This window comes from Bacillus sp. MBGLi79, from assembly GCF_002953915.1.
On the sequence record NZ_CP026521.1, the window covers coordinates 3,563,694 to 3,577,257 of the forward strand.

Annotated in this window: 9 protein-coding genes; 1 reads left to right on the top strand and 8 read right to left on the bottom strand. The window is 44.0% G+C overall.

The window, feature by feature from the left end; translation table 11 throughout:
• The first annotated feature begins 81 nt into the window (after window positions 1–81).
• On the top strand, window positions 82–1,068 hold the full coding sequence (iolU, locus tag C1T29_RS18215; RefSeq protein ID WP_103750138.1) for a scyllo-inositol 2-dehydrogenase: 987 nt from the start codon (window positions 82–84) through the stop codon (window positions 1,066–1,068).
• Between the two features lie 40 nt (window positions 1,069–1,108).
• Here iolU and rhaA read toward each other — a convergent pair whose 3' ends face one another.
• From rhaA to tlpA, 8 genes are all read right to left on the bottom strand, one after another.
• Entirely contained in the window at window positions 1,109–2,383 is a 1,275-nt protein-coding gene (rhaA, locus tag C1T29_RS18220) for an L-rhamnose isomerase (protein WP_103750139.1), read from the bottom strand.
• A 27-nt stretch (window positions 2,384–2,410) separates the two neighbouring features.
• Window positions 2,411–2,725: an L-rhamnose mutarotase gene (gene rhaM / locus C1T29_RS18225; protein ID WP_041521411.1), complete on the bottom strand. Its 315-nt coding sequence runs from the start codon at window positions 2,723–2,725 to the stop codon at window positions 2,411–2,413.
• A 17-nt stretch (window positions 2,726–2,742) separates the two neighbouring features.
• Window positions 2,743–4,200 (bottom strand): rhamnulokinase, encoded by a 1,458-nt coding sequence (rhaB, locus tag C1T29_RS18230; RefSeq protein WP_103750140.1) that lies wholly within the window; start codon window positions 4,198–4,200, stop codon window positions 2,743–2,745.
• Between the two features lie 4 nt (window positions 4,201–4,204).
• A complete protein-coding gene (gene rhaR, locus C1T29_RS18235) occupies window positions 4,205–4,981 on the bottom strand; it encodes a rhamnose catabolism operon transcriptional regulator RhaR (protein WP_103750141.1) in 777 nt (258 codons plus the stop codon).
• Between the two features lie 56 nt (window positions 4,982–5,037).
• On the bottom strand, window positions 5,038–7,107 hold the full coding sequence (locus C1T29_RS18240; RefSeq protein ID WP_103750142.1) for a bifunctional aldolase/short-chain dehydrogenase: 2,070 nt from the start codon (window positions 7,105–7,107) through the stop codon (window positions 5,038–5,040).
• Window positions 7,108–7,245: 138 nt separating this feature from the next.
• Complete coding sequence (gene tlpB / locus C1T29_RS18245) at window positions 7,246–9,234, bottom strand: methyl-accepting chemotaxis protein (RefSeq protein ID WP_103750143.1); 1,989 nt, start codon at window positions 9,232–9,234, stop codon at window positions 7,246–7,248.
• A 112-nt stretch (window positions 9,235–9,346) separates the two neighbouring features.
• Complete coding sequence (gene mcpA, locus C1T29_RS18250; RefSeq protein WP_041521412.1) at window positions 9,347–11,332, bottom strand: methyl-accepting chemotaxis protein; 1,986 nt, start codon at window positions 11,330–11,332, stop codon at window positions 9,347–9,349.
• A gap of 122 nt (window positions 11,333–11,454) precedes the next feature.
• On the bottom strand, window positions 11,455–13,452 hold the full coding sequence (gene tlpA, locus C1T29_RS18255) for a methyl-accepting chemotaxis protein TlpA (protein WP_103750144.1): 1,998 nt from the start codon (window positions 13,450–13,452) through the stop codon (window positions 11,455–11,457).
• Window positions 13,453–13,564: the final 112 nt, after the last annotated feature.

Consider the following 13,564-nt stretch of genomic DNA (forward strand, 5'->3'; position numbering starts at 1 on the left):
CACATTCTATTTACATCTATCATGTGATTTTGTTCTTTTTAAGCTATAATTTAGCTATATCATGCAAAAGGAGCGATACGAGTGATACGTTTTGCAATAATAGGAACCAACTGGATTACAGACCGCTTTCTTGAGTCAGCAGCGGATATAGAAGATTTTCAGCTGACTGCTGTTTATTCAAGATCGGCTGAACGCGCTGCTGAGTTTGCTGCTAAACACAACGCTGCGCATACCTTCTCAGACCTTCAGGAAATGGCGGAGAGCGATTGCTTTGATGCCGTATACATAGCCAGCCCGAACGCTCTTCACAAGGAACAAGCCGTACTCTTTATGAACCATGGCAAGCATGTGCTTTGTGAGAAGCCGTTTGCTTCGAATATAAGAGAAACAGAAGAGATGATCTCAGCGGCTAAGGCAAACGGCGTTGTCCTCATGGAAGCGATGAAGACCACTTTCCTGCCGAATTTCAAAGAGCTGAAAAAACACCTGCATAAAATCGGCACTGTCCGCAGATTTACCGCAAGCTACTGTCAATACTCCTCACGGTATGACGCGTTCAGAAACGGAACTATTTTGAATGCGTTTCAGCCTGAGCTTTCCAATGGGTCATTAATGGATATTGGCGTCTATTGTATTTATCCGGCTGTTGTGCTGTTTGGCGAGCCAAAGGATGTAAAAGCAAACGGATATGCTTTATCTTCCGGAGTGGACGGAGAGGGAACTGTCATTCTGTCTTACGATGGGTTCGAAGCTGTTCTGATGCATTCTAAAATCTCTACTTCCTATGCCCCGGCGGAAATCCAGGGTGAAGACGGAACGATTGTAATTGATACGATTCACCGGCCTGAACGTGTTGAAATCCGCTACCGCGACGGCCGCCTTGAAAACATTGCGATCCCTGACCCTAAACCGGCGATGTTCTACGAAGCAGAAGAATTTGTCACGCTCATAAAAGAGAATAAGCAGGAATCGGAAGAAAATACATTTGAACGGTCTTTGACCACTGCGAAAATTATGGAAGAAGCAAGAAAGCAAATGGGGATTGTGTACCCTGCTGATCATGCTTAAAAAAATCCGCCCGCGTACAAATGACGCGGCGGATTTTTTATTAGGCAATCGGAGAAGACGCCTTCCTTTTTAAAAGCACCTCTTGTTCATACTCTTTGATGTCATGCAGCCATGCCTCTTTTACCGGCACGCCCATTTGTTCACAGTAGGAATCCCAGATGGCTCCGAAAGGATATGTTTTGAATTCCTCCATCAGGGCCAGCCTTTCTGTATAGCGGCCCTCTTCCTGCAATTGTTTTAAATAGCCGGTCGGGAGGAGCAAGGCATACAATAAAGCTTTGATCATATTTCTCGTTCCGATGGTCCAAGCCGCTACACGGTTAATGCTGGCATCGAAAAAATCCAGGCCGATAGCGACCTTCTCAAGAGCCTGATTACGTACAATTTCAAGAGCGATTTCTCTCAATTCATCATCCAAAACCACTACATGGTCGCTGTCCCAGCGAACTGGCCGAGATACGTGCAAAGCAAGCTTGTCTGTAAAAAGCAGCATGGACGAGACCTTGTTTGATACCGTCTCAGTCGGATGAAAATGGCCTGTATCAAGTAAACAAAGCTTATGATTCGTCAAAGCATAAGCAAAATAAAATTCATGAGATCCGACAACATATGATTCAGAACCAAGCCCGAACAGCTTGCTTTCAACTGAATCGAGATTGTGTTGTTCACTGATCTCTTCTGCGAAAATCTGATCCAGTGATTCTTTTAATCTTTTACGCGGTGTCAGCCTGTCACTCGGGACATCCTTATAGCCGTCGGGAATCCAAATATTCGTCAAGCAAGGGGTGCCTAATTCTGTGCCGAAGTATTCTCCGATACGGCGGCACGCGATGCAATGCCTGATCCAAAATTCTCTGATATCCGGATCGGGGTGTGAAAGGGTGAGTCCATCAGCCGCTTTCTCATGCGAAAACAAGGTCGGATTGAAATCTAAACCTAGCCCTAAATCTTTTGCCCATTTTACCCAGTTTTCAAAATGCTGCGGCTTCAATTCGTCACGTTCTGTCTCTTCCCCGTTAGTTTCTGCGTAAATCGCATGCAGGTTCACACGGTGCTTTCCGGGAATGAGAGAAAGAGCCTTCTCCAAATCTCTTCTTAATTCTTCAGGCGTTTGCGCTTTTCCGGGATAATTGCCGGTCACATCAATTCCGCCTGAAAGCTCGCTCTTATTTACTTCAAAGCCCTCAATGTCGTCCCCCTGCCAGCAGTGGATTGAAATGGGCACTTGCTTTAATTGCCGAAGCGCCTCTTCAACATCAATTCCCCATTTTTCATATGCCTGTTTTGCACTGTCATAATTGGCTTTTATGGTCATGCAGCTCTCTCCCTTATTTCAGTTTTTTTAATCCAAATAAAAAACTTCCTTTAGATCTATCGAAACAGGACTGAAATCCGAATTTGTTTTCATTAAGGGCGCCATCGTTTTCCACCATCTCCGGCAAACTTCCGTGTCCGCCATCTTTCTCCATTTCCCTTCATCCTCTATTTCTAAATATGCAAAAAGCCGGCCTGTTTCCTCATCTAGAAAAATGGAATAATGGTGGGCTCCATGAGCTTTGAGTGCTTCTGCCATCTCAGGCCAAATGTCATCATGCCGCTGCTTGTATTCTTCGTACTTGTCTTGATGGACAAACATGATACTGGCTTTTCTTTTCAAGCTTTGTCACCTCTTCCTTATTTAGATAGCGCTTTCAAAACAGTTTGCTGAAATGACTGAATGATCGTGCTTCTGTCAATGTCTTTGGGTGTAAACACTTTGATCGGAAAGGAATTTCTGACGACTTGCCGGGCTTCTTTTATGTCTTTGACTTCTTTGGCAGCAATCATTTGCATCAGCAGATTTCCTATGGCGGTTGCCTCTACTGGTCCTGCGTATACCGCTTTTCCGCTCATGTCTGCCGTTAATTGATTTAAGAAATCGTTCCGGGCTCCGCCGCCGATGATATGAAACTGATCGATCGTTTTTTCTGTGATCGTTTCGAGTTCTTTGATGGCTATCGCATAGATGATGGCTAAATTGCTGTAGATGCAGCAGGCAAGTTCGCCTGCAGCGCGGGGAATCTTTTGGCGGGTTTCTCTGCAATAATGCTGTATTTCCATTATCATGTTTTCTGGATTGAGGAAGCGTTTATCATTTAAGTTTATAAATTGCTGGAATGGTTCTGTTTTTTCGGCTTCTTCTGCAAGCTGCTGGAAAGAGTAATCTGCTTGTAACTGCTGTCTTACTTCTTGTATCACCCACATGCCGATAATGTTTTTGAGAAAGCGAATGGTGTTGTTTGCGCCGCGTTCATTTGTATAGTTGTTTTTCAAAGCCAGATCAGTTATTATCGGTGTTTTGTTTTCAACACCGATTAACGACCATGTTCCGCTGCTGATATACGCCCAGCCATCACTTACACCAGGCGCCGCGATGACGGCCGAGGCCGTATCATGTGTTGCGACTGTCATCACCTTGCACGCCGGGAGATCATAATCCGGGAACCAGTCATTTCTTAGCTTCCCGAGCTCATACCCCGGTTCAGTCAACGGGGCAAATTGCTGTTCGTAAACAGACACGGCTTCAAGCAATTCAGGATCAAACTTTCCCGTTGAGACGTTTAAAAGCTGTGTTGTGGACGCATTCGTGATTTCTGTTACAGCTTTTCCGGTTAAACAATAGCCTAAATAATCAGGAACCATCACAATTTTATCTGTCTTTTTCAGCAGCTCACGGTCTTCTTCATACAATTGATAGATCGTGTTGAAAGGCTGAAATTGTATTCCTGTTTTTTGATAAATTTTAGCCTTCGAGAGGGTATGCTCCAGTTTGTCTATTGTATGATCTGTTCTTCTATCACGATAGGATATTGCTTCGCGCAACCGATTTCCTTTTTCATCCAGAAAGACGTAATCAACTGCCCATGTATCGATGCCAACGGTGCAGTGTTCATATCCAAGCGTTTTTACTTTTTGCAGTCCTTGCAGGATTTGTTTCAGCAGATGATCAATATCCCAAAAGCAATGCTCTTCTCTTTGACTAAAACCGTTAGCAAATCTGTGAATCTCTTGTATGTCAAGCTTCCCTTCCTTTAGTTCACCTACCATGATTCTCCCGCTTGATGCGCCTATATCAATGGCAGTATAAATCATTCTTTCACCCTCTCTTCGGAAGAGGAACAGCTGTCACTTTCACCTTTTTGTCCTCAAGAGCTTTTACCGATGCTGGATCAAGTCCAGAATCTGTAATAACGCGGCTGACATCTTGCAGCGAGGCGATATGTGAAAACTCGCGGTTCCCCCATTTGCTTGAATCGGCCATCAAAATGGTCTGGTCCGATCTTTCAATCATCCGTTTTTTGAGCAGCGCCTGCCACTCATTTGAGTCACTCATCCCGTTGTTTATATCAAATCCCTTACATGACAAAAAGGTTTTATTGACATGATAGGTTTCAAGTGAACGCTCTGCTAACGGGCCGGCAAATGATAATGATTTTTCCAGCAAAATGCCGCCTGTTGAAATGACTGATATACTTTTTTTATTGCTGAGTTCAATGGCTGCTTTCATGGAGTTTGTAATCACGGTGAGTTCAATGTCAGGGAGTATTTTCGCCATGTACCAGGCGGTTGTGCTTGCATCGAGAATAATTCGGTCTCCGCTTTTGACAAATTTGGCCGCCTCGTGAGCGATGGCTTTTTTTTCGATGACATTTGTGATTTCCCGTTCAGAAAAATGAATTTCTGATTCCTTCTGCTGAATACTGATCGCTCCTCCATGACTCCGGCTCAGTTTATGTTCTTTTTCAAGCTTCTCAAGATCACGCCGAATGGTTTCCTCTGTGACTGAAAATATGTCACTTAATTCGGCAACGCGGATGCTTGAACGCGTATTCACTATTTCCACTATTTTTTGCTGCCGTTCTGCTACTAGCATCAGTAACGCCCTTCCTCATATCGTAGTCCGTCTTATATTTTTATCATAGCATATATCTAACGCGTAAAAGCAGCAGGGACGCCGCCGTCTACCGTGATCATGCAGCCCGTTGTTTTTTCGGCTTTGGAAGAAGCGAAGAATGCAATGGCTTCGGCAATATCCTCCGGGTAAATATTGACGAGCAATGCAGTCCGTTTCCGGTAATGTTCTTCCAGCTGATCCGGTTCAATCCCGTACGCCGCGGCTCGTTCCTCGCGCCAGCTTGAACCCCAGATTGCCGATCCTTGAAGAACCGCGTCCGGCAAAACGGAGTTGACCCTAATGCCGAATTCTCCGCCTTCTGCAGCAATGCATCTTGCTAAATGGGTTTCAAGCGCCTTAACCGAGCTGTAGGCAGAGGCGTTTTTCCCCGCATAAACCGAATTTTTCGATCCGACAAATACCATGCTTCCGCCTCTATTTTGCTGTTTCATCTGTTTAAACGCTTCACGGGCTACAAGGAAATAGCCTGTTCCTAAAACATTCATATTAAGATTCCATTCTTTTAGACTTGTTTCGTCAAATGGGCTTGATGTGGCCAGCCCGGCATTATTGATGACGATATCAATGCCGCCGTAAGCAAGTGCCGCTTGTTCAAAAGCTGACTGTACGTCTTTTTCCTTTGTCACATCCATTTTGATAGCCATTGCACGCCCTTCTCCGTACGCATCGTTTATTTCCCCGGCAATTTTCTGTGCACCTTCTATATTCAGATCAGCTGCGATTACGTGCCCTCCCTCAGCTGCAAATCGGCGGCATGCTGCACTGCCGATTCCGCCAGCCCCTCCGGTTATCAGCGCTACTTTACGGGAAAATTCTGCTTCCGGCGGGGCAAGCGTAAGTTTATATAGTTCGAGCGGCCAATATTCGACATGGTAGGATTCATTTTCATTTAAAGAAACAAATTGCCCCAGAGCTGTTGCTCCTTTCATAACGGCGATGGCCCTCCGATATAAGGCCCCGCTTACTTTAGACATGGTATAGCTTTTTCCTGTATTCACCATTCCGATTCCAGGAATCAATATCACCCGCGGAGCGGATTCAAAGATTTGATCCCCATCCTGCTGATTGCGTGTAAAGTAAGCCTGATACTCTGACGTAAAGCGCTCGACTCCTGACTTGATCAGATCCGCAAGCTTGTGAACATCTTGAGTTTCCGGATTCCAATCAATGTACAGCGGAACCCTTTTTGTGTGAACAAGGTGATCCGGGCATGCCGCACCGATTTGCGAAAGTGCTGGCGCTTGAACACTGTTTACAAATTCCAAGACGTCGTCATGATCATCATAGGAAAGGATCTGTTTCTTTTCTTTACTTACAGTTCCTCTGATCACAGGCATGATCTCAGCCAATATTTGTTTTCTGTGATCTTCCGGCAGCGGCTGATATCTTTTGCCTCCGAATACCTCATGCTGATTGATACGGTCGTTAATATACTGCTCGGCTTCTTGAATGATGGATATCGTTTTTTGATAACATGTTTCAGACGTCTCTCCCCAAGTGACTAAGCCATGTTTCTCCATTAACACAAGCTCGGCGTGAGGGTTGTTCGCTACGCCTTCAGCGATTATTTTAGACAAAGCAAATCCAGGGCGGACGTATGGCACCCATACAAACCGGTTTCCGTAAATGTCTTCAGCGACCTGTTTTCCATTATCTGCGCAGCATATGCTGATAATCGCATCTGGATGGGTATGGTCAACATGCTTGTATGGCAGAAAAGCGTGTAATAGTGTTTCAATTGAAGGGCGGGGATGTTTGCTGTCAATCATACAATGAGACAGGTAATCTACCATTTCTTCATCTGACATTTTGTCCCTTTCAATCAGCGGGCGGATATCATCTAATTTCAAACCGGTAAAGTTATGCGCTTTCATTGTTGCCAAATCTGAACCGCTTCCTTTTACCCACATGACTTCTATTTCACGGCCTCTAAAATCCTTTTCCATTGTTTTCATAGATGTATTCCCCCCGCCCCAGTTGCAAACAGTGCGGTCTGATCCGATCAGATTGGACCTGTACACCAATTCCTCTACACCTTTAGGCAGCTTTGCAGCTCGGTCTGAATCCCATATATGCTTCACCATATTTGATATTCCTCCATACCCTTTTATTTGTATCCGTTTTCATTATATATGATCTTCGTTTGTTTTTGAATTATTTTTGTTTATTTTTGTTTTCATTAAAAAAAAGAAAGCAGCAGAATATGCCGCTTTCTCGTTTCATTATGATTCAATTTTAAATTTTTTCGTAATGTCCTGAAGTTCTTCCGCCATGTTTGCCAACGTTTCCGCTGAAGAGCTGATTTCTTCCATGGACGCAAGCTGTTCTTCCGCCGAAGCTGCGATATCCTGAATGCCTGCTGAGCTTTCTTTCGCCACTGCAGAAATGTCTTCAACAGCACTTGACACTTCATGTGATCCGGCTGATAGTTGTTCAACCGTCGCGTTCAAGTTTTGCAATTCGCCGGAAATTTGGGTTGTCATTTCATAGATCTGTTTAAAGCTTTCCGCTGTTTTGTCAGTAATCTGCAAGCCTTCCTTCACTTCATGATTCACAGATTGGAACATCGAAAGGGAAGTGCTGATTTCTCTGACAATCTCTTGGATTAATCCTTCAATTTCCTTGGCGGAGTCTGCTGATTGCACGGCAAGTTTTCTGACCTCTTCCGCAACTACTGAGAAGCCTCTTCCGTATTCTCCCGCTCTTGCCGCCTCAATCGCAGCATTTAATGCCAGCAGGTTGGTTTGATCAGCGATGCCATTAATCACATTCAAGATGCTGTTGATGTCTTGCGATTTTGTTTCAAGGCCCTTCACAACCGCTTCCGCTTGTTGAACCGATTGGTCGATTGTTTTCATTTGGCCGACTGTGTGTTCCACCAGTTTCTCGCCGCTGCCCGCTGCCTCAGAGGACTGAATCGATGATTTCGTAATGGTTGAAGAGGCTTGTGCCACTTTTGAAATCCCGTGATTCATTTGAGAAAGGTGGTTTGAGCTCGTTTCCAGTTTCTCGCTTTGCGCCTCGTTGCCATCTGAGAACTGTTCGATGGCGAGTGTAATATGTTCAGTTGCCTTACTCGTTTGGGCCGCGCTTGCCGTCAGTTCCTCAGAAGATGAGGCGACGTTTTCGACAGACGTTTGAATAACGCCGATTACAGAACGCAATGATGCAGACATTTCATTAAAGCTCTCGCCAAGCTGGCCAAACTCGTTTTTCGAATGAATATCAATGATTTCTGTGAGATCACCGCTGCTGATTTTTGCAGACGTCGAGACAAGTTTTCTTAATGGCTTGGTGATGGCACGAATAATATAGAGTATGAGTATGCCGCCGATTACAATAGACACGCATAGAATGATAATCGCAGTGTTCAGCACCGGGCTTGAAGCATCTTGCAATTCACTGACAAAATAAGTGCCCGCGATTTTCCAGCCAGTTAATTTATTTGTCGTAAAGGCCATTTTCTTTTCTTTGCCTTCGAATGTATATTCAAAGGAGCCGTCATTTTTGGAATATACTTGGTTTGTCCAATCGCCGGAGCCGGCTGTCCCAGGCTTAATCGTCGGATGGGCGATATATTTTTTGTTGCCTGTCGTAATAAATGCATAGCCTTCTTTACCGATTTTGATTCTCTGTGATGCAGTAAGCACCTCATCCAGGTTTAAATCAAGCGCTATAACCCCTGACCCGTCTTGTAATTGTTTTGAAATTGTGACAACGGTATTCCCTGTTGCTTCATCAGTATACGGTTCTGAGAAAACAGCCTGTCCTTTTTCCGCAACGGCCTGTTTGTACCAGTCACGTCCTGTCGGATCGAAGCCTTTCGGAACACCGCTGTCCGGATATTTGTAAAGCTTCTTATCTTCTGAAGCAGCATAGATCGCGCCTACATCGTCGTTAAGTGTCGTGTACTGCTTAAATTTCTCTTTCAGTAAGGTTTTGTTTTTGCCTAGCAATAGGTCTTTATCGATTGTCTCACTATAATAATCTATTGCTTTCACTTTATTATTCAATTTGTTTTGCAGGGTGCTATTGAGTTCTTCAACGTTTCCCACTGCACTATTGGTTAGTTCCCTGTCCAGTGCGTTCCAAGCTGATTGATAACTGAAATATGCTAGAACCCCAACCGGCAAAATAAGCACTGCCAGAAACGCAGCGATTAGCGGTTTGCTGATCGATGGCTGTTTGATCCATTGTATGAATTTTCCCATTCCTGTTGACTCCTCCTTTAAGCTAAATCTAATATCGTCAACTAGGATAAAAGGTTTAATAAAAAAACTAAAAAAAACACCCAAGCGCAACATGCTTGGGTGTTAAGGCTTATTATTCGATTTTGAATCGGTTAGTCATATCGCGAAGCTCTTCCGCCATAGACGAAAGGGTTTCTGCAGACGAGCTGATTTCTTCCATGGAAGCAAGCTGCTCTTCAGCTGACGCAGCGATATCTTGAATATGTGCTGAGCTTTCTTTGGAAATCGATGCAATATGCTCAGACGCTCCCGATACTTCCTCGGAGCTGGCAGAAAGCTGCTGAACCGTCGCACTCATATTTTGCAGTTCGCCGGCGATTTGGTTCGTCATTTCAGAAATGCGCTTAAAGCTCATTTCTGTTTTATCTGTGATATCAAGTCCTGTCTGCACCTCTTGATTGACAGACTGGAACATGCCGAGAGATGTATTAATTTCCTTCACAATTTCGATGATTAATCCTTCAATCTCTTTTGCTGAATCTGCTGACTGTACTGCCAGTTTTCTTACTTCTTCCGCTACAACAGAGAAGCCTCGGCCGTACTCGCCTGCACGGGCTGCTTCAATTGCCGCATTTAAAGCAAGCAGGTTTGTCTGGTCTGCGATGCCGTTAATCACACGCAAAATGTTTGTAATGTCTTTCGATTTCGTTTCCAATCCGCGTACAACTTGCTCCGCTTCTTTAACGGACTTGTCAATGACGTTCATTTGGCCGACGGTTTGGTGAACAAGCTTGCCGCCTTCACTTGCAATTTCTGTCGATTGAACAGATGAATCTGTGATGACTTCAGAAGCTTGAGCCATATTCGTCAACCCGTCATTCATTTGATAAATATGCTCTGCTGCCGTTTCAATATTTTCGTTTTGTTTTTCATTGCCGTTAGAAAATTGTTCAATCGCCAATGTAATATGCTCTGTTGCCTTGCTCGTTTGCGCAGCTGATGCGGTCAGCTCCTCAGAGGAAGCAGCAACATTGTCTACCGAATCCTGGATGGCGTGTATGAGAGAACGAAGTGACGACGCCATATTGTTAAAGCTTTTGCCGAGCTCGCCCAATTCATCTTTTGAACGAATATCAATGGTTTCTGTCAAATCTCCCTCGCTGATCCGCTTAGAGGAACCGACAAGCTGTTTCAGCGGTGTTGTAATCGACCGAATGATCAAAGTCATGACGATAATTCCTATGATAATAGCTGCGGCCAAGACAATTAAAGCAAGGTGAAGAACAGGCTGGGCCGCCTCGTGGATTTCGTCTAAATACATGGTGCCGCCGATCTTCCATCCCGTTAACTTGTTTGTATCAAAGGCCATTTTTTTCTTATCGCCGTCCATGGTGTATTGAAAATCGCCTTTATCAGCATTCAGCATCTTATCAAGCCAGTCGCCTTTTAATTCAGTTCCTGATTTTTCATTTGGATGAGCGACAACTTTTTTGTCCTTCGTCATGATAAATGCATAGCCTTGTGTGCCGATGTTGACTTTTTTGGTTGTTTTCAACAGATTTTCAATGGTCATGTTGATTGCGATAACGCCTGAACCATCTTTTGTCTGCTGGGCGATTGTCACAACCATCGTATTTGTAGACGCGGTTTTATAAGGATCTGTCACAACGACTTTTCCTTTATTCGCAACCGCTTTTTTGTACCAGTCGCGTTCAACCGGATTGTAGCCGCTCGGCATCGGGAGATCCGGGTAACGGGTAAATCGCCCGTTTTCGTCACTAGTATAAATGGACTCTACATCTTTATTAATGCTGATATATTGTGAGAATTTCTCTTCAATGCTTGCATTGCTTTTTGCTTTATATCTCTCTTTTGTCAGCCATTCGCTGAAGTAAGCAGCGCTGTTTTCTTTTTCGCCGATGCTGGTGTTAATGATTTCGTTTAATTGCTGTACATTTTCTAATGCGCTCCCCATCATCTGTCTGTCGAGCGAGCTGCTAGCCGATTGATACGCAAAGATCGCCAATATGACAACCGGTATGATGAGGATCGACAGAAAGGAAACGAGAAGCTTCCGTGTAATTGATCTTTGTTTTATGAGTTGGAGTATTTTTTTCATCATTCATTTCTCCTTTTTTATGCTACCCTTCATATCGGCTGGAAATGGGTAAATATATACAGCAAAAAAGAAGAAATTCAACAAAAGTAACTAATTTCCCATAAATAGATAGTCTTTTAGACCTATTCTTTATCTGCATCTACCTTAAATCGTTTTGTCAGATCACGGAGTTCTTCAGACATTCTTTCAAGCGTCAGTGCTGATGAGCTGATCTCCTCCATGGATGCCAGCTGTTCCTCAGCTGAAGCGGCGATATCTTGGATACCGTCCGAGCTTGCCTTAGAAATGGCTGTGATATCATTTGAAGCTGCGGAAATTTCTTGTGCTCCCGCCGACAGCTCCTCAACCGTCGCATTCATGTTTTGCAGCTCGGAAGCAATCTGATTGGTCATTTGCGAGATATGTTTGAAGCTCTGCTTTGTTTCGTCCGTCATGACAAGCCCTGTTTCAACTTCTTTGTTTACGGACTGAAGCACGTTCAATGATGTGTGGACTTCTTTTACTATTTCACTGATCAGCGATTCAATTTCTTTTGCCGAGTCAGCCGACTGTACCGCGAGCTTTCTCACTTCCTCAGCGACGACTGAGAAGCCCCGGCCATATTCACCCGCTCTGGCAGCTTCAATAGCGGCATTTAAGGCCAAAAGATTGGTTTGATCCGCAATACCGTTGATAACACGCAAAATATTTGTGATATCCTTTGATTTGATCTCCAGCCCTTTCACCACTTGTTCCGCTGCTTTTACAGAATGGTCAATTGTGTTCATTTGGCCGGCTGTTTTCTGGACGAGTGTCTCCCCTTTACTTGACACTTCGGTTGAATCTGCTGATGTCTCTGTAATCACTGCGGCCGCCCGCGCCAGCTCTGCCAATCCGTCATTCATTTCATTAATTTGTTCAGTTGTCGTTTCTATTTTCTCGCTTTGGCTTTCGCTCCCGTTTGAAAATTGCTCGATAGCCATCGTAATGTGCTCAGTGGCTTTGCTTGTCTGGTCTGCCGATGCAGTCAGCTCTTCGGACGATGAGGCAACGTGTTCTACTGAGTCTTTGATTCCGTGAATGAGCGAGCGAAGCGAGTGTGCCATATGATTGAAGCTCTCGCTCAGAACGCCGAGTTCATCTTTTGAATTGATTTCAATCGTTTCGGTTAGATCACCTTCACTAATTTTTTCAGCGGATGCGACAATGCGTCTCAATGGCTTTGTGATGGATCGAATCACAAAATAAATCGCCGTCATTCCAGCTCCGATAGCAATCGCCAGAACGATTGAAGCCATGATCAGAACCCTGCTTGCAGCATCGTGAATCTCGTTTGCATACATCGTGCCGCTGATTTTCCAGCCTGTTGTTTCGCTTGTTGCAAATGCCATTTTTTTCTTTTTGCCTTTGTACGTATATTCAAAGTCCCCGCTTTTATCCTTGTAGAGCTTATCAACCCAGTCCCCTTTTAGCTCTGTTCCCGCTTTTTCTCCGGAGTAGGCGATGACTTTCTTGTTTTGGTTCAAAATAAAAGCATAGCCTTCTTTTCCGATATTGATTCCTTTCGCGGTAGTGACTAAGTCATCAATTTTCATATCAATGGCGACAACGCCTGATCCATCCACTGTTTGACGGGCGATGGTGACGACCATTTTTCCTGATGAAATCGATTCATAAGGCTCAGTGACAATTGTTTTGCCTTTATTGGCCATTGCTTCTTTGTACCAATCTCTTTCCAAAGCATTAAAGTCACTTGGCATGTCAGCGTACGGATAACGTGTGAATTCCCCGTCTTTGCTGCTGGAAAATACCGCAGCGACATTATCATTCATTTGGATAAATTGTTTAAATTCCTGTTTCAGCTCTGTTTTCTTTTTATCCTGAAACTTATCTGCCGTCGCCCAATCGCTAAAATACGCGAGGCTCTTTTCAGTCGTTCTGATTTTATCATCAATAATGTGATCTAATATTTGAACATTTTCCTTGGCGCTTTGCGTCATCTGTACATCAAGTGAGGAAACTGCTGATTGATAAGCGCTTACCGAAAGGGCGGTTATCGGGACAATTAAGATCAGCATGAAAGAAATGATAAGTCTCCTTGCAATTGATGATCTGCGAATAGTGGTAAGTGTTTTTTTCATTTCCTTTTGAACCTTCTTTCAATAATTTACAAATTATATCGACATAAATTCCTTTAAATTACATTGGAAATAGAGGTAAAAATGAAAAATAGTTCAAAACTCACCGAATAAA

Excerpts from the sequence above, each read along its gene's own strand:
- rhaA (WP_103750139.1), bottom strand. The coding sequence starts at position 2,383 with ATGACCATAAAAGCCAATTATGACAGTGCAAAACAGGCATATGAAAAA.
- rhaB (WP_103750140.1), bottom strand. The coding sequence starts at position 4,200 with ATGATTTATACTGCCATTGATATAGGCGCATCAAGCGGGAGAATCATG.
- rhaR (WP_103750141.1), bottom strand. The coding sequence starts at position 4,981 with ATGCTAGTAGCAGAACGGCAGCAAAAAATAGTGGAAATAGTGAATACG.
- C1T29_RS18240 (WP_103750142.1), bottom strand. The coding sequence starts at position 7,107 with ATGGTGAAGCATATATGGGATTCAGACCGAGCTGCAAAGCTGCCTAAA.
- tlpB (WP_103750143.1), bottom strand. The coding sequence starts at position 9,234 with ATGGGAAAATTCATACAATGGATCAAACAGCCATCGATCAGCAAACCG.
- mcpA (WP_041521412.1), bottom strand. The coding sequence starts at position 11,332 with ATGAAAAAAATACTCCAACTCATAAAACAAAGATCAATTACACGGAAG.
- tlpA (WP_103750144.1), bottom strand. The coding sequence starts at position 13,452 with ATGAAAAAAACACTTACCACTATTCGCAGATCATCAATTGCAAGGAGA.